Source organism: Peptacetobacter hominis (assembly GCF_006861675.1).
GTDB classification, from domain to species: domain Bacteria; phylum Bacillota; class Clostridia; order Peptostreptococcales; family Peptostreptococcaceae; genus Peptacetobacter; species Peptacetobacter hominis.
This window is the reverse complement of record NZ_SGJB01000002.1, coordinates 82,474-98,857: the sequence shown is the minus strand read 5'-3', so window position 1 is coordinate 98,857 and position 16,384 is coordinate 82,474. Positions and strand designations below refer to the sequence as shown.

At 33.7% G+C, this 16,384-nt stretch carries 14 protein-coding genes and 1 other annotated feature; of the genes, 3 read left to right on the top strand and 11 right to left on the bottom strand.

Annotation, left to right across the window (positions count from 1 at the left end; all coding sequences use genetic code 11):
* Window positions 1–5: 5 nt before the first annotated feature.
* Complete coding sequence (locus tag EXD82_RS01695; RefSeq protein ID WP_174919128.1) at window positions 6–251, top strand: TIGR03905 family TSCPD domain-containing protein; 246 nt, start codon at window positions 6–8, stop codon at window positions 249–251.
* Between the two features lie 42 nt (window positions 252–293).
* Here EXD82_RS01695 and EXD82_RS01690 read toward each other — a convergent pair whose 3' ends face one another.
* From EXD82_RS01690 to EXD82_RS01640, 11 genes are all read right to left on the bottom strand, one after another.
* Window positions 294–1,595: a bifunctional folylpolyglutamate synthase/dihydrofolate synthase gene (locus EXD82_RS01690; RefSeq protein WP_142535189.1), complete on the bottom strand. Its 1,302-nt coding sequence runs from the start codon at window positions 1,593–1,595 to the stop codon at window positions 294–296.
* Window positions 1,596–1,668: 73 nt separating this feature from the next.
* Window positions 1,669–4,332: a valine--tRNA ligase gene (locus tag EXD82_RS01685; protein ID WP_142535188.1), complete on the bottom strand. Its 2,664-nt coding sequence runs from the start codon at window positions 4,330–4,332 to the stop codon at window positions 1,669–1,671.
* A gap of 97 nt (window positions 4,333–4,429) precedes the next feature.
* Window positions 4,430–4,646 (bottom strand) — a binding site (T-box leader).
* A gap of 83 nt (window positions 4,647–4,729) precedes the next feature.
* On the bottom strand, window positions 4,730–5,638 hold the full coding sequence (locus tag EXD82_RS01680; RefSeq protein WP_142535187.1) for an FUSC family protein: 909 nt from the start codon (window positions 5,636–5,638) through the stop codon (window positions 4,730–4,732).
* A 101-nt stretch (window positions 5,639–5,739) separates the two neighbouring features.
* Window positions 5,740–6,501: a phosphate ABC transporter ATP-binding protein PstB gene (gene pstB / locus EXD82_RS01675; RefSeq protein WP_142535186.1), complete on the bottom strand. Its 762-nt coding sequence runs from the start codon at window positions 6,499–6,501 to the stop codon at window positions 5,740–5,742.
* Between the two features lie 33 nt (window positions 6,502–6,534).
* On the bottom strand, window positions 6,535–7,368 hold the full coding sequence (pstA, locus tag EXD82_RS01670; protein WP_142535185.1) for a phosphate ABC transporter permease PstA: 834 nt from the start codon (window positions 7,366–7,368) through the stop codon (window positions 6,535–6,537).
* Window positions 7,369–8,295: a phosphate ABC transporter permease subunit PstC gene (pstC, locus tag EXD82_RS01665; protein WP_142535184.1), complete on the bottom strand. Its 927-nt coding sequence runs from the start codon at window positions 8,293–8,295 to the stop codon at window positions 7,369–7,371.
* Window positions 8,296–8,525: 230 nt separating this feature from the next.
* Complete coding sequence (locus tag EXD82_RS01660; RefSeq protein ID WP_142535183.1) at window positions 8,526–9,368, bottom strand: phosphate ABC transporter substrate-binding protein; 843 nt, start codon at window positions 9,366–9,368, stop codon at window positions 8,526–8,528.
* 122 nt (window positions 9,369–9,490) lie between these two features.
* The gene (locus tag EXD82_RS01655) at window positions 9,491–10,597 is read right to left on the bottom strand and encodes a hypothetical protein (protein ID WP_142535182.1); all 1,107 of its coding nucleotides are present in this window, start codon (window positions 10,595–10,597) and stop codon (window positions 9,491–9,493) included.
* A gap of 32 nt (window positions 10,598–10,629) precedes the next feature.
* A complete protein-coding gene (pepF, locus tag EXD82_RS01650) occupies window positions 10,630–12,414 on the bottom strand; it encodes an oligoendopeptidase F (RefSeq protein ID WP_142535181.1) in 1,785 nt (594 codons plus the stop codon).
* Between the two features lie 13 nt (window positions 12,415–12,427).
* Window positions 12,428–13,282 (bottom strand): DegV family protein, encoded by an 855-nt coding sequence (locus tag EXD82_RS01645; RefSeq protein WP_142535180.1) that lies wholly within the window; start codon window positions 13,280–13,282, stop codon window positions 12,428–12,430.
* Between the two features lie 119 nt (window positions 13,283–13,401).
* The gene (locus tag EXD82_RS01640; RefSeq protein WP_142535179.1) at window positions 13,402–13,929 is read right to left on the bottom strand and encodes a Gx transporter family protein; all 528 of its coding nucleotides are present in this window, start codon (window positions 13,927–13,929) and stop codon (window positions 13,402–13,404) included.
* A gap of 186 nt (window positions 13,930–14,115) precedes the next feature.
* Between EXD82_RS01640 and EXD82_RS01635 the strand changes: the two genes are divergently transcribed.
* Together EXD82_RS01635 and feoB are read left to right on the top strand one after the other, a co-directional pair.
* Window positions 14,116–14,337 (top strand): FeoA family protein, encoded by a 222-nt coding sequence (locus EXD82_RS01635; RefSeq protein WP_142535178.1) that lies wholly within the window; start codon window positions 14,116–14,118, stop codon window positions 14,335–14,337.
* An 11-nt stretch (window positions 14,338–14,348) separates the two neighbouring features.
* Window positions 14,349–16,328: a ferrous iron transport protein B gene (feoB, locus tag EXD82_RS01630; RefSeq protein WP_142535177.1), complete on the top strand. Its 1,980-nt coding sequence runs from the start codon at window positions 14,349–14,351 to the stop codon at window positions 16,326–16,328.
* The last annotated feature ends 56 nt before the right edge of the window (window positions 16,329–16,384 follow it).

The following is a 16,384-nucleotide window of genomic DNA, read 5'->3' as shown; positions in this document are numbered from 1 at the left end:
ACTTTATGAAAATAAGCTACAAACCAAGTGGTGTATGCTGTAGAATGATGAATTTCGAAATAGACTCTGATAATAAACTTAGAGATGTTGAGTTTATCGGTGGATGTGACGGAAACCTTAAAGGCATATCAAAACTTGTTGAAGGTATGGATGCAAAAAAAGTATCTGATCTTCTTATAGGAAATACATGTGGTAATAAATGTACTTCATGTCCTGATCAGCTTGCAAAAGCAATCGCTGAAAATATATAAGTATACTAAAAGGCAGTCGGGTATCCAACTGCCTTTATGTATTTATATTATATTTCTTTTTCTGAATATACTTCTTATTTTTCCTGTCATGTATAGAGAGCCCGCTGCTATTATTATATCCTCATCTGATGATACTTCAAGTATTCTATCTATAGCAGACTCTACATCCGGTACTGATTCTGTATTACATCCATAAATGGATATTTTTTCAGCTAATCTATCAGATGACATAGCTCTTGGGCTATCCGGTGTAGATGTTACAGCATAGTCACAAAGAGGTATAAGTTTTGAAAGAACTGTGTCAATATCCTTATCCTCAAGCATACCTATAAGAAATTTCACTTTTTTATCTGAAAAATATTTCTTGATTACCTTTTCTAATGATTCTGCTCCATCTGCATTATGAGCTCCGTCGAGTATAAATACAGGTTTTTCCATAACTTTTTCTACTCTTCCTGCCCATCTTGTGTTTTTCATACCTGTTCTAAGAGAAGTTTCAGTTATTTTGTTTGCCTCTTTTGAAAGAATTTCAATAGCATTTATTGCTGTTATTGCATTTTTTATCTGATGCTCTCCTATAAGCGATATCTCCATATTTTCATATTTTTTATTTTCTGTGGAAAAACTGAATATCTGAGAATCTATACTCTCTTTTATTATTTCCACATCATCAAAGGAAGCCTCTATTAATTCGGCATTATTTTCTTTTGAAATCTCTTTCAGTATGTTCATAACATGTGGTTTCTGTGAATAAACCACAACTTTTGAGTTCGGTTTTATAATTCCACCTTTTTCATAGGCTATTTTTTCCACAGTATCCCCAAGAACCTTTGTATGGTCAAGACTTATAGAGCCTATTACACATACTGATGGATTTTTTATTATGTTTGTTGAATCATATCTTCCACCAAGTCCAACTTCAAGCACAACATAATCCACATTTTCCATCGCATAATACACAAACGCCATAGCTGTCACTATTTCAAACTCTGTAGGATACGGATATCCTTCAGATACCATAATATCTATTTTTTCTTTTATAATACCTGTAATTTCAGCTATTTTTTCATCAGATATGTTTTCTCCGTTTATTCTTATTCTTTCATTGAATACTTCCAGAAACGGAGATGTGAAAAGCCCTGTTTTGTATCCGCTTTCTTCAAGCACCTTCGCTATAAATGAACATATAGATCCTTTCCCATTTGTACCTGCAACGTGTACAAACTTCAGTCTATCCTGTGGATTTCCCAGAAGTTCCATAAGTTTTTCAGTCGTTTCTAGTCCAAGTTTCATACCGAATTTATGACTTTCTTCTATGTATTTAAGAGCCTCTTTACAATTCATCAAATCACCTGCTTTTAGTTTATTGAGAATAAAAGAGAGTCCGCTTTGCAGACCCCCTCTATTCTATTATTTACTATTTAAGTTTTGAGTTTATGCTTTCTAGTCTTTCTTCAACTGACTTCATCATTTCCTCAAATTTTTCTTTTTTAGCTTTTTCCTCATCTACAAGCTTCTGAGGTGCTTTTGCAAGGAATCCCTGATTTGAAAGTTTTCCGTTTACTCTCTTTATTTCACTTTCAAGTTTTGCTTTTTCCTTGTTAAGTCTTTCAAGCTCTTTTTCGAAGTCAACAAGCTCATCAAGAGGTATAAATATCTTAACACCATCTATAACTACGCTTACTGCATCTTCCGGTATACCTTCTTCATTGTCTTTTATTTCAACTTCTGAAGCTGATGCAAGAGTTACAAAGTAATTCTTACCTGCTTCTATGGCTTCTCTTCTTTCTTCTGTAGGAACTGCTATAACCTTAGCTTTCTTTGATGGTGGAACGTTCATTTCAGCTCTTACGTTTCTTATGTTTCTTATTCCTTCCATCATTATATCCATCATAGCCTCTTCTTTTGCCATGTTGTCCTCTTCTGAGAATTCAGGCCACTGAGATACTATTATCATTCCGTCTACTGTTGGAAGATGGTTGTATATTTCCTCAGTTATGAATGGTATAAATGGATGAAGAAGTTTTAATACTTTTTCAAGAACATATGTTAATGTATAAAGTGCAGCTTTTTTAGCTTCAACATCTTCTCCGTAAAGTCTTGGCTTAACCATTTCTATATACCAGTCACAGTATTCAGCCCAAGTAAAGTCGTAAGCTTTCTGAAGAGCCATTCCAAGCTCAAACTTATCCATGTTTGCACTTACTTCTTTAACTATATTGTTTGCTCTTGATATTATCCACTTATCTGCAAGTGTAAGATTTGCTTTTACATCTTCTCTAGTTACACCGTTCATAAGTTCTTCATCATAGTTCATGAAAACAAATCTAGATGCGTTCCATAATTTGTTGGCAAAGTTTCTTGCAAACTCAACTCTTTCCATATAGAATCTCATATCGTTTCCTGGTGAGTTTCCTGTTATAAGTGTAAATCTAAGTGCATCTGCTCCGTACTGATCTATTATTTCAAGCGGATCTATACCATTTCCTAAAGACTTACTCATCTTTCTTCCCTGAGAGTCTCTTACAAGTCCATGTATTAAAACATGTGAGAATGGTTTTTCATTCATACAGAACATAGCTGCAAATGCCATTCTTACAACCCAGAAGAATATTATATCGTATCCTGTTACAAGTACATTTGTTGGATAGTAGTAATTTAATTCTTCTGTATTGTTTGGCCATCCAAGTGTTGAGAAAGGCCATAATGCAGATGAGAACCAAGTATCAAGAACGTCCTCGTCCTGCTTGAATGAAGTACATCCACACTTAGGACATTTTTCAGGAGTTTCTCTTGCTACTACTACCTCCCCACATTCTTCACAGTAGTATGCAGGTATCTGATGACCCCACCATAACTGTCTTGATATACACCAGTCTCTTATATTTTCAAGCCACTGAAGATATGTTTTATCGAATTTATCCGGAACAAACTGAAGTTCCTTGTTTTTAAGTATCTCTATTGCAGGTTTTGCAAGCTCGTCCATTTTTACGAACCACTGCTCAGAAAGTCTAGGCTCTATTACTGTATGACATCTGTAGCATGTACCTACTGCATGATCGTGCTCTTTTATTTTTATTAGGTATCCTTCTTCTTTAAGGTCTTCAACTATGGCTTTTCTACACTCGTATCTATCCATACCAGCGTATTTTCCAGCCTTTTCATTCATAGTACCGTCTTCGTTCATTACGTTTATCTGCTCAAGATCATGTCTTAGACCTACCTCAAAGTCGTTAGGGTCGTGTGCAGGAGTCATTTTAACAACACCTGTTCCAAATTCCATATCAACATAATCGTCTGCAACTATAGGAAGCTCTCTTCCAACTAGAGGAAGTATAGCTGTCTTTCCTACAAGGTCAGCATATCTTTCGTCTTCTGGATGAACTGCTATACCAGAGTCTCCAAGCATAGTTTCAGGTCTTGTAGTTGCTACTTCAAGATACTGGTCGCTGTCTTTTATAAAGTATTTTATGTGATAGAAGTTTCCTGGCTGGTCTTCATGCTCAACTTCTGCATCAGATAGAGTAGTCTTACAATCTGGACACCAGTTTATTATTCTGTTTCCTCTGTATATATGTCCTTCTTCATATAATTTTATGAAAAATTCCTTAACTGCATCATTACATCCCTGATCCATTGTGAATCTCTGTTTATCCCAGTCACATGAATCTCCAAGTTTTTTAAGCTGGTTTTCTATCTTTCCACCGAACTCTTCTTTCCATGCCCATGCTCTCTTCATGAACTCATCTCTTCCAAGTTCGTATTTTGTTTTACCTTCCTGCTCTTTTATTCTCTGAACAACCTTTACCTCTGTAGCTATAGAAGCGTGGTCTGTTCCTGGAAGCCATAGAGTCTCATATCCATCCATTCTCTTCCATCTTATAAGAACATCCTGAAGTGTATGGTCAAGCGCATGTCCCATATGAAGCTGTCCTGTTATATTTGGAGGAGGCATCATTATAGTAAATGGCTCTTTTTCTTTGTTTGGAGTTGAAGAAAAATATCCTTCTTTCATCCATTTTTCATAAAGTCTGGCTTCAAACTCTTTTGGATCATAAGTTTTTGATAAATTTGTTTCCATGTCTTTTTCCCCTTTCGTATATTATATTTTCAATTTCTGAGTTTAAACATTATTTTATATGTTTCTATCCAGTTAAATAAAAAAGAGCCTTTCATCCACAAAGGACGAAAAGCTCGCGTTACCACCTTAATTCCGGAACAATGTTCCGACACTCTACTGACTATAACGGGTCACACCGTTCAAACCTACTTATGTTCAGTCCGAAAACTCAAAAGCTACCTTCAGCAGATTATTTTCCAAGAAATCTCTCAGCCAGTGGATTTCACTCTCTGTAAGTTATTAAACTGCCTACTCCTCTTTTTCACAGTCTATACTGTATAATTGTTTTGTTTCTATATGCTATATTTCCAATTATATACATTTACATGTGTATATGTCAATAATTTTTCTGACAATTTTACATACTCATATTATTTTCCAGTATTTTGTCAACATCTTCAAAACTATCCAGAATTCTATCTATATTGTAGTTGAACACAGGACTTTTTTCCTCATCTATTTCCCATATTATTTCTTCCGGATAATACAGTTTCTCAAGTCTCAGATAGTTTTCATTAGTGAGAAAAAGTTCGTCTTTCTGCTCCATATGCGAAATTATCTGAAGATGAAAATATATTTCTCTGATTATATGCCTTGTAACCTCAATATCATCCATTTCCTCGAGATATGGATTTTCTCCATTGTAATTTTTCTCTGACCTGATTTTATTGTATATATTTTCCATCTTATAAAGTTCTTTTTTATACTTTTCTATATCAATATTCTTGTGTTCTACTATCTTGTCTCTAAACAGTTTTTTACCTATTGATACTATTCTTATATACTCCTCTTTTATGCCACCTACATGATCCGGTCTCGCTATTACATAGTTTATAACAACCGCTATTATAACTCCTACAGATGTATCTAAAACTCTGTGTATTGAATAGCTCATAGGGTCTCCACTTCCAACTCCAAGGTGTATCGCCAGAAATACCACACAGCTTACGGATATGGATGTTATTTTCAATATATTGCACACATATATAGTCAGTATAACTCCTATACCGCACAGTATCGGATTTCCAGGCATTATAAGCGCAAATATAAATCCCATTATACCGCCTACTACAGTACCCTTTATTCTGTTCATTCCAGCCTTTACAGACCCTGTTACAGTGTCCTGAAGGGATATTACCCCTGCTATTGCAGCATAAAAAGGATACTGTACAAAGTTTTTTGTTATAAGTATGGTTATCATTACTACAATTCCTGTTTTTATAGCTCTCATCCCTATTTTAGGAAGCCTGATATCTGATAATCCCATATTCTCCTCCTTGACATATAAGAGTATTTAAAGATTAGTATATCAGAATTTATTTTCCCATTCAATCAGAAAAGGCCGGGATTTTCCCAGCCATCTAAATCCTATCCGAATCTTCCGTTTATGTAGTCTTCTGTTCTCTTGTCCATTGGATTTTCGAATATATCTTTTGTATTATTGAATTCTATTACTTCTCCGTTAAGGAAGAATGCAGTATCATCAGATATTCTGTGTGCCTGCTGCATATTGTGCGTAACTATTACTATTGTATAGTTTCCTTTAAGCTCAGTTATAAGTTCCTCTACTTTACCTGTAGATATAGGGTCAAGAGCAGAAGTAGGTTCGTCCATTAGTATTACTTCCGGTTTCATTGCTATAGCTCTTGCTATACAAAGTCTCTGCTGCTGTCCTCCTGAAAGTCCAAGTGCTGAACTTTTTAATCTGTCTTTTACTTCATCCCATATAGCTGCACCTTTAAGACTCTCCTCAACTATTCTATCAAGTTCTTTTTTATCTCTTATTCCCTGTATCTTTGGTCCATAAGTTATATTATCATATATACTCATTGGGAATGGATTTGGTTTCTGAAATACCATACCAACTCTTGTTCTAAGGTCTATTACATTCTGTTTATTTATATCTTCTCCATCAAGAGCTATTTCACCGTATATTTTTACATTGTCTATAAGGTCATTCATTTTATTAAGAGTTCTTATGAATGTAGATTTACCACATCCTGAAGGTCCTATAAGAGCTGTAACCTTACCTTCCTTTATATTCATGTTTACTCTTTTAAGTGCCTGTTTCTCTCCGTAATAAAGATCCAGGTCTTTTACTGCTATTTTTGTATTATTGTATACCTGCATTTTCTAATTTCCTCCGTACCTTATCTATCCTAATTATCTGCTTGCTTTTCCAAGTTTTTTACCAGTTACTTTTGCTATTGTATTAAGTGCAAGAACTATTACTATAAGTATTATACCTATTGATGAAGCAGTAGCTATGTCACCAGTTTCCTTTGTAAGAAGGTATGCGTGAACTGTAAGAGTTCTTGAACTGCTCATGATTGTCTCAGGAAGTTTTGCAACTGTTCCTGCTGTAAGAAGTATTGCTGCTGATTCACCGACAACACGACCTATAGAAAGTATTATTCCTGATATTATACCAGGCATTGCACTAGGTACTATAACTTTATAAAGTGTCTGAAGTTTTGTTGCACCAAGAGCAAATGATGCTTCTCTGAAACTCTGTGGTACTGTTTTTAATGCTTCTTCTGTAGTTCTTATTATTACAGGAAGTATTATTATCGCAACAGTAAGAGATCCTGAAAGTATTGAATATCCCATTTTTAGAAACACTACAAAGAATATTCCCCCGAAAAGACCATATATTATAGATGGTATCCCTGCAAGAGATTCTGTACAGAATCTTATTGCTGATACAAGTCTTCCCTGTTTTGCATATTCCTGAAGATATATCGCTGAAAGTATCCCTATTGGAGCTGACACTACTATTGATATTCCCACTGTATATACAGTTGCAAGTATCATAGGATAAACCCCGCCGTCTCCTGACGCTGAATAATCATTTGTTATAAATCCAAGGCTCATATTTCCCATACCTTTGACAAATATGTATCCTACTATTATCACAAGCATTGCCACTGTAAAGACAGCTGATCCATATATAAGAGCTTTTAATATTGTTTCTTTTGTTTTTCTGGAACTGTTCAATTAATCCACCGCCTTTTTAGTAAGTCTGTTTAATACTATATTAAGTATAAGTATGAATGTGAATAGAACTACACCTGTTGCAAACAGCATTTCCTGATGTGTTCCGTATGCATATCCCATTTCAAGTGCTATGTTTGTTGTAAGTGGTCTTACACTGTCCATTATACTTCCCGGCATTGCTGCTGAGTTACCTGCAACAAGTATAACCGCCATTGTTTCACCAAGTGCTCTACCTACACCAAGAACAACTGCTGCAAGTATTCCTGATTTTGCCGCTGGAAGAACAACTTTGAATATAGTTTCTATTTTTGAAGCTCCAAGAGCGTATGATCCTTCTTTATAAGCATTGTCAACTGCTCTTATTGCTGTTTCTGACACTGATATTATTGTTGGTAACATCATTATTGAAAGAACAAGTATTACTGCTAGTAAACTCTGACCTTTTGGAAGGTTGAATACATTCTGTATACCTGGAACTATTACTGCAAGTCCGAATACCCCGTAAAGTACTGATGGTATACCGGCAAGAAGCTCAACTGCTGATGATATTATTCCTGATATTTTTGCTGGTGCTATCTCAGCTATAAATATTGCTGTTAATATTCCTATTGAAGTTCCTATTACTATTGATCCTGCTGTAGCGTATATTGAAGCAGCTATCATAGGAAGTACTCCGAACATATCTGATGAAGGTACCCATTCACTTCCAGTAAGGAATGATATTATCGAATAACCTTCCTGTAAGAATGGCTTAAGCCCCATATAAAATACAAATCCTGTTATAACAACAAGGCTCGCTATAGAAAGTAATGCACTGAATAGAAATACATATTTCATAAATCTATCCGCCGTATACTTCGCATTAATATTTTTAACTTTTTTCTCTTTTGATCTGGCTTTTTCTAATGCCTCTGTCTTTACTGACATATTATTTCCTCCTTTTCGACTATCCATCCGTCAATTAATTACAAAACATATATTAAACTTCTTTTTTTAAATTTATATTCAATCAGGGTTAAATCAATAATAAAATTATTAAAAAATTTTAACACTGTTAATAAGGCATAATTTTTATATTTTATAATTTGACGATATAATTGCATAAAAAAAGAGTGCTGTCTAAGTCTCAGCACTCTTATATATTTCACAGGATTCAATTACTGTATTTTTATAAATCCTTCTTCTTCCATTATGCTCTGTCCATCAGCACTTAATATAAAGTCTATGAATTTCTGACCATTTTCTGATAATCCATCAGCAGTATTTACTAATAGGAATGGTCTTGCTATTGGATAAGTAGAGTTAGTAACATTTTCTGCAGTTGGTTCTACATCATTTATAGAAAGAGCATTTATTGTATCATCAACATATCCGAAAGATATATATCCTATTGCATTTTCATTTCCTTCAACAGTTGATTTTATGTTTCCTGAACCATCACTTACCTGAGCATCTGATAATAATTCAGTTGATTCAAATCCTATTATTTCCTGGAATCCATCTCTAGTTCCTGAACCTTCTTCTCTTGATACAACAACTATTGGAGCATCATTTCCGCCAACTTCTTTCCAGTTAGTTATTTTTCCTGTGTATATATCTTTTACCTGATCCTGTGTAAGATTTTTAACAGGGTTCTTTGTATTTGTTATAACAGCTATACCGTCTATAGCTATTTTTGTTTCCTGTAGTCCTGCTTCTTTTTCTTCATCTTTTAAATCTCTTGATGACATACCTATTTCAGAAGTTCCGTCTATTGCATTTTTTATACCTGCTGAAGAACCTATCTGCTGTATTTCTATACTTACTCCTTCATTTGCAGCTTCATATTTTTCTGCAAGTTTCTCCATAGATGGTCCTATTGATGTTGATCCAGATACGCTTATTACAGTTGAATCTCCTGAAGAAGCTTCTTCTCCTCCACCTGAATTTCCACATCCTGTAGCCAAGCATCCTATTGTCATTATCCCAGCTAATAAAATTGCTAATCTTCTGTTTTTCATTTTACCTTTTCCTCCATAATACCTTTGTTTTATAGATTTGTTTTATTAATTATTACAGTATCTATAATACAGTCAGTCTATTAAATAAATATTATGAATTCGTTAAGCAAGAGTAAAGTATGTTAAGTTTCTGTTTTTTTATTTTTTATATAGGAATATTCTATGACCTTATCATCTATAATATTTTCCATATTCTCAAACCCTACACATCCATAAAACATTTGATTTCTATATTTTCCGGATTCAATTTCCTTTTTATAATCTTCTTTTCCAAGTATATGTTCTGTTCTCATTTTATCGAGTCTTTCTCCTGGAACACTACACTTCATGCCTTTTACATATAAGTATAGCCTTTCTGCATAATCCTTATTTTCCTCTACGCATAGATAATATAAAATCATAGTATTTATCAGGCTTCTAAAATAGATAATATCCATTCCCTGTGAAAAACATTTCGGTCCCTTGTTCACTATATCTTTTGCAGTATTTTTTATACTTTCCGGTATAATTTTATCTTCTGCAATACTTTTATATATAACTGATTGTGCAGCTATACACAAAGGAAGTATACTGTCATCATTCAAAACTGTTTTATCTATTTCATCTATTAGTTTTCTATAGAGATACTCGTCTGTCTGATTACTTATATTGCCAATCATACTGTATGTATATATGACAGATATCTCAAATACTTTATTATTTTTTATAAGAAAAAGATGCTCACCATCACCATATATAAAGCTGGGTATACATACAAAAATATCTATCATTAATACAGCTATGGAAATCTCATAAATACCTGTGCATATACCAATAATTATAAAAACAGTACTTATCCGAATATCAGATACAGGCCCCGCTTTTATAGCTTTTCTCCAAGCATTCGAGTGTATTTTAAAATCATCGTCATTTTTGATTTCTCTATTTTCTATATTTGCTCTCCCAAGGTATGAACCATTGAATTTTACTTTTTTCAGCCCTGTAAATTTCCTGTTTTCTCTCAGCAAAACAAAAGGACCGATGTACATAGATGTAAACATCAGTCCATTTTTTTCAGCGGATATTCCATGAAAAAATTCATGTATAATAACGATAATAACCGCCTGAACAATAAATGCCAGAGAAAAAACAGGTATGCTTATTATTTTTCGTACAGACATTAAAATGATTAATACTACTGATACGAAATACATAATTAACATTATTCTTTTTAGAATATTTTTCCCCATATTTAATTCTCCATGAATTTATATAATACTAATTATATTTCCTTCTCAAGTTTTTCGACAAGTTCTCTGAATACATCAAGAGCTTTTTCTACAGATTCTTTTTTCTCCATATCAACGCCCGCTCTTCTCAGCTGATCAAGCGGATATTCAGATCCTCCGCTTTTCAGGAATTCTATATATCTATCTACCGCTTCTTTTCCTTCTGAAAGAATCATACTGCTAAGAGCACTCGCTGCCGAAAATCCTGTAGCATATTTATATACATAGAAGTTTGAATAGAAGTGAGGTATTCTCGCCCATTCTATTCCCACAAGTTCGTCTACATTCATATAATCGCCGTAGTATTTCTTATTAAGACCATAGTATATTTCTGTAAACTCATCTGCTGTAAGAGGATTTCCTGCTTCCGCTTTTTCATGTGCTATCATCTCAAATTCAGCAAACATAGTCTGTCTATGTACAGTCGTTCTGAACTGCTCAAGATAGTAATTAAGAAGATATATCTTCTCATCCTTTTCCTTTGCATTTTCAAGAAGATAGTTTATAAGAAGAAGCTCATTAGTTGTAGATGCAACTTCTGCAACAAATATTCTGTAATCAGAATATATATATGGCTGAGAAGTTCTTGAATAGTAACTGTGTACAGAGTGACCAAGCTCATGTATAAGAGTAAACAGTGAGTTCAGGTCATCAGTGTAACTCATCAGTATATAAGGATGTGAATCATAGCATCCCCATGAATACGCTCCACCTTTTTTACCTTCATTCTCATATACATCTATCCATCTTTCATCAAATGCTTTTCTTATAATAGAAAGATATTCTTCACCTAAAGGCTTAAGAGCATTCAGTATAATCTCCTGTGCCTCTTTGTATGTTATCTTGTACTCGAACTTTTCTGATAATGGAACATAAAGATCATACATATGAAGCTCATCTACTCCAAGAACCTTTTTCTTTATATCGACATATTTTCCAAGAGCCGGAATACTATCTGATACTGCATCTATAAGATTTCTATATACGTCAACACTTATATTGTCCGCAAAAAGAGAAGCTTCTATTGCAGAATTATGTTTTCTCATTTTTGAATAGAATATTTCTGATTTCACAGCGCCATAAAGACTTGATGCAAATGTGTTTTTATATTTTTTATATGTAGAAAACTCACCTTCAAATGCATCTTTTCTCACTCTTCTGTTTCTGCTTTTTATAAGATTTGAATAGTTGAAATGGTCTATTTTTATTTTTTCACCATTTTCACCTTCTATCTCAGGAAACTCCATATCGGCATATGCTAGCATATCGTATACACTCTCTGATACATTTGATATTTCTGATACAGATGCAAGTATCTGTTCTTCTTTTTCAGAAAGAGTATGAGGTCTATCTCTAAGTATATCCTCCATATACTTTTTATAGAATGACATTTTTTCATCATTCAGATAATCGTTTAATCTTTCATCACTCATAGCCATGATTTCCGGAACTATATACGATGATGCCACACCGAAATTTGTAGACAGCATTTCCGTTTTTACAGACTCTGCCTGATTTTCATTTATTCTTGTATCTTCATGGTGTCTCATATGAGTATATACATAAAGTTTTTCAATAGTTCTGGATGCATCTTCAAGTATTCTGAATACCTCAAGAAGATTTTCACTACTTTCTGATATTTTTCCTTTGTATAAAGCTATATCCTCTGTAAGCTTTTCAGCCTTTTTTATATCAGAATCTATTTCGTCCTGTGAAGAATACATCTTTTCAAGACTCCACTTATATTTTTTCTCTATATTTTTTCTTTCTATTCCCATGTTGCCTCCTTACTTAAAGAACTGCTACAAGTATAGCCCCCTCTGCTGTAAAAGTTCCCATTATAGGTCCTATTGGAGCTACCATAATTTTTTCAAAACTGTAGTGTTCCTCTATAAATTTCTTTATTCTTTCTGCCCTATGTGGACAGTTTGCATGCCCTATTATTATATCCTTATGTTCAATGTCTGAAACATCCACATTTTTCTTTACATATTCAAATAGTTTTTTAAGACTGTTTGATTCTCCTCTGGCCTTGTCTATAGGTTTTACAAGTCCCTCATCGATTTTTATTATTACCTTGAAATTCAAAGCATTGATAAGTTTTCCTGCTATAGGATTTACTCTTCCACCTTTTATTGCATTTTCAAGAGTTGCCAGAGTTCCAAAAAATACAATATCTTTTTTCATTTTATCAACTTCAGCCAGTATCTCATCCATACTTTTTCCTTCTTCTATCATTCTCTGAGTTTTTAAAAGCATTAAAGATACTCCTATTGATCCATTTTCAGTATCAATTATCTCAATTCTTTTATTTGATCCATTTTTCTCCTCATACATATTTTTTGCAATAACTGCATTGCTGTATGTACCCGAAAGTTTTGATGTAAGCGTAAATACTATTATTTCCTCATAATCCTCTTTTTCATATATTTCTATGAATCTATTTGGAGATGGGCTTGATGTTTTTGGAAGTTCATCACTTTTTTTCATCTTTTCATAGAATTCCTCCTCTGTTATCTCCACTCCTCCTATGAAAGATTCTTCTCCAAAAGCCACATTTATCCTTACTATATCAGGATTTACAAGATCTATTACCTCCTGTGGAAAATCACATGAACCATCTGTTACAATTTTTATATTAGCCAATTCTAAGCACCCGTGCCCTTTCTTAAATATATTTTATCAATTCTATTGTATACGTTTTTATATTAATATTCTAGTTTTTTATAACGTTTTCTTCTTTAATATATATTATTTTTACTGATTTATATCTTTCCCTTTTCTATTATTCTATTTGTATATGGAATCATAAATTTCGAAACTATACCAACAAATACACCAGTTGCTATCGATGTCACAAGCATAAATGGAAGATATGATACCATCATAAGATTTTTTATTATAAATGAAGCCACCAGAAGCTGTCCTATGTTATGAGCAAGCGCACCTGATATACTTATTCCTATAATCGAAAATCCCTTTATTCTGCTTATAATATACATAACTGCAAGACTTAAATATCCACCAGCTATACTGAACAGAAAGTACGACATCGGTCCTGCAAATATAGAAGAAATTATTATTCTGACAATGAGAACTATAAATGTATCCTTTAATCCTATAGTCATCAGACATACCAGAGTTATGATATTACTAAGCCCAAGCTTTGCTCCTGGAAACATTACCATCATGGGATTAGGTATAAATGTTTCTATTATATATAATATCAGACTGTATCCAACCATAAGACTGAGAAATACAAGCTTTTTTGTACTTATTTTGTTTGAATTCATATATTACCTCCATAAGAGAATTCTCTTCTTAATTATACTACAAAATCTATCTATCATATAAAATATCTCTTCACATCTTGTTCAGCAATATTATTTCTCAATAACGATTGACATATGATAATTTATGAGATATAATATCAATAAGATGATGATAATGAATTTCATTAAGACTTAGGAGGTATTATTATGACAACTGTTTTTGATTTAAACGTAGGCGAAAAAGGCCTTATTAATAATATAAATGGAAATACAAAGCTTGCAAAAAGACTTCTTGCTCTTGGATGCATAAATAATACAGAGGTTGAAGTTAAGAAAATAGCTCCTCTTGGAGATCCTATTCTTATACGTTTCAGAGGTTTTGATCTTGCTATAAGAAAATCTGATGCAAAGAATATAGTTCTTCAGTAAGGAGGTTTTCATTGATTAATATAGCTCTTTTAGGAAATCCAAACGTTGGTAAAACAACTGTTTTTAATATGCTTACAGGCTCTACTCAGTATGTGGGAAACTGGCCTGGAGTTACAATTGAAAAAAAAGAAGGTTTTTTATGTGATGATATAAAGGTTGTAGACCTTCCTGGTATATATGCTATGGATACATTTTCAAACGAGGAAAAAGTCTCAAAATCATTTCTTGAAAAAGAGGATGTAGACCTTATACTGGATGTTGTAGATGCCTCAAACATAGCCAGAAACCTATACCTTACAACACAGCTTATGCAGTTTGACAAGCCTATAGTCATACTTCTTAATATGATGGACGTAGCTGAATCAAGAGGTATGAAAATAGATGCAGAAAAACTTGGTCGTGAATTTGGAGTAACTGTAATACCTATAGTTGCAAAGAAAAAAGAAGGTCTTGAAAATATAGAGTCAATCATAAGAGAAACTGTCAGAAAACCATTTATATACACAAAAGACTGGGGTTCTGAGACAGAAACATACAGTATGATCGAAGAAAGACTAAAAAGATGTACAGAGACACCGGAAGAGTCTAAAAAAAGTATAAGTGATAGAATAGACAGTATAGTTCTAAACCCTGTGCTTGCATATCCTATATTTATAGCACTTCTTCTGCTTCTTTTCAAATTTACGTTTGATTGGGTAGGTGGACCTCTTCAGGAGGGACTTGCAGGTCTTATAGAGACTTATATTTCTTCCCCTGTGGATGCTATGCTTGCTGATTCGAGCCCATGGTTCAGATCGCTTATTGTAGATGGTATAATCGGAGGAATAGGTGGAACACTTCCTTTCTTCCCTCTTATATGTACTCTTTTCTTCGGAATATCGCTTTTTGAAGACAGTGGATATATGTCTAGAACAGCGTTTCTTATGGATAGAGTTATGAGTAAAGTAGGTCTTTCAGGAAAGGCGTTTATACCTATGATAATGGGTATGGGTTGTTCTTCACCTGCTATAATGGCCACAAGAACTCTTGAAAGCGAAAAGGACAGAAAAATAACTGCTCTTATAGCACCACTTATGACATGTGGAGCTAAACTTCCTGTATATGCATTATTTGTTTCTGTGTTTTTCAAGGAAAACAGAGCTCTTGTAACTGCTTCTCTTTATTTTATCGGAATTGTCGCTGCCATACTTGTAGCACTTTTCCTTAATAGAACTAAATTCAAAGAAGAGGCAGAACCTTTTATTCTTGAACTTCCGGAATACAGAATTCCTACTATAAGCGCACTTGTAAAAAACACATGGAACAAATCAAAGGGATTTTTAGTAAAAGTTGTTACAATAATGTTTGCAATGTCTGTGTTTATATGGGCACTTTCATCATTCAACTTTTCTGGATATACATCAGATATAAACAGTTCTTTCCTTGCATATTTTGGAAAACTTATAGCACCTGTATTTCTTCCTCTTGGTTTTACAGACTGGAGAACTTCAGTTGCACTTCTTACAGGACTTGGAGCAAAAGAGGTAGTTGTTAATACACTGGGTGTTTTATACGGTGATTTAAACACTGTACTTCCTACAGTATTTACAGGAGTAACTGCATATGCATTCCTTGTATTTACAGCTCTTTATACACCATGTATAGCTGCTCTTGCAACTATGAGAAAAGAATATGGAAACAGAATGATGCTTACATCTCTTTTCTATCAGTTTGCACTTGCATGGGTTGCAGGTACTGCAGCTAATATAGTCGGATCTGCATTTGTATCAGCTGCATCTCCAATAGAGATTGCCGTTACAGCGGTAATAGTTGTTGTAACTGCTGTAATACTTATAAGAATATTTACAAGACCTGGAAGCTCATGTTCCAGCTGTTCAGGTGGCGGTGAAAACGGAGGATGTGCAAACTGTTCTGCATGTGGAAACCTTAAATCTTGCAGTGAAGGAAATAAAAATCTTCTTGAACAGATGAACAATAGAAAAACAAAATAGTTTATAATCTCTCTGCCAGCTATATGAAAATAGTTTATGGCAGGGAGTTTTTATAT

Bases quoted from the DNA above. Each gene is read 5' to 3' on its own strand.
- EXD82_RS01695 (WP_174919128.1), top strand. From the start codon at position 6: ATGAAAATAAGCTACAAACCAAGTGGTGTATGCTGTAGAATGATGAAT.
- EXD82_RS01690 (WP_142535189.1), bottom strand. From the start codon at position 1,595: ATGAATTGTAAAGAGGCTCTTAAATACATAGAAGAAAGTCATAAATTC.
- EXD82_RS01685 (WP_142535188.1), bottom strand. From the start codon at position 4,332: ATGGAAACAAATTTATCAAAAACTTATGATCCAAAAGAGTTTGAAGCC.
- EXD82_RS01680 (WP_142535187.1), bottom strand. From the start codon at position 5,638: ATGGGATTATCAGATATCAGGCTTCCTAAAATAGGGATGAGAGCTATA.
- pstB (WP_142535186.1), bottom strand. From the start codon at position 6,501: ATGCAGGTATACAATAATACAAAAATAGCAGTAAAAGACCTGGATCTT.
- pstC (WP_142535184.1), bottom strand. From the start codon at position 8,295: ATGTCAGTAAAGACAGAGGCATTAGAAAAAGCCAGATCAAAAGAGAAA.
- EXD82_RS01660 (WP_142535183.1), bottom strand. From the start codon at position 9,368: ATGAAAAACAGAAGATTAGCAATTTTATTAGCTGGGATAATGACAATA.
- EXD82_RS01655 (WP_142535182.1), bottom strand. From the start codon at position 10,597: ATGGGGAAAAATATTCTAAAAAGAATAATGTTAATTATGTATTTCGTA.
- pepF (WP_142535181.1), bottom strand. From the start codon at position 12,414: ATGGGAATAGAAAGAAAAAATATAGAGAAAAAATATAAGTGGAGTCTT.
- EXD82_RS01640 (WP_142535179.1), bottom strand. From the start codon at position 13,929: ATGAATTCAAACAAAATAAGTACAAAAAAGCTTGTATTTCTCAGTCTT.
- EXD82_RS01635 (WP_142535178.1), top strand. From the start codon at position 14,116: ATGACAACTGTTTTTGATTTAAACGTAGGCGAAAAAGGCCTTATTAAT.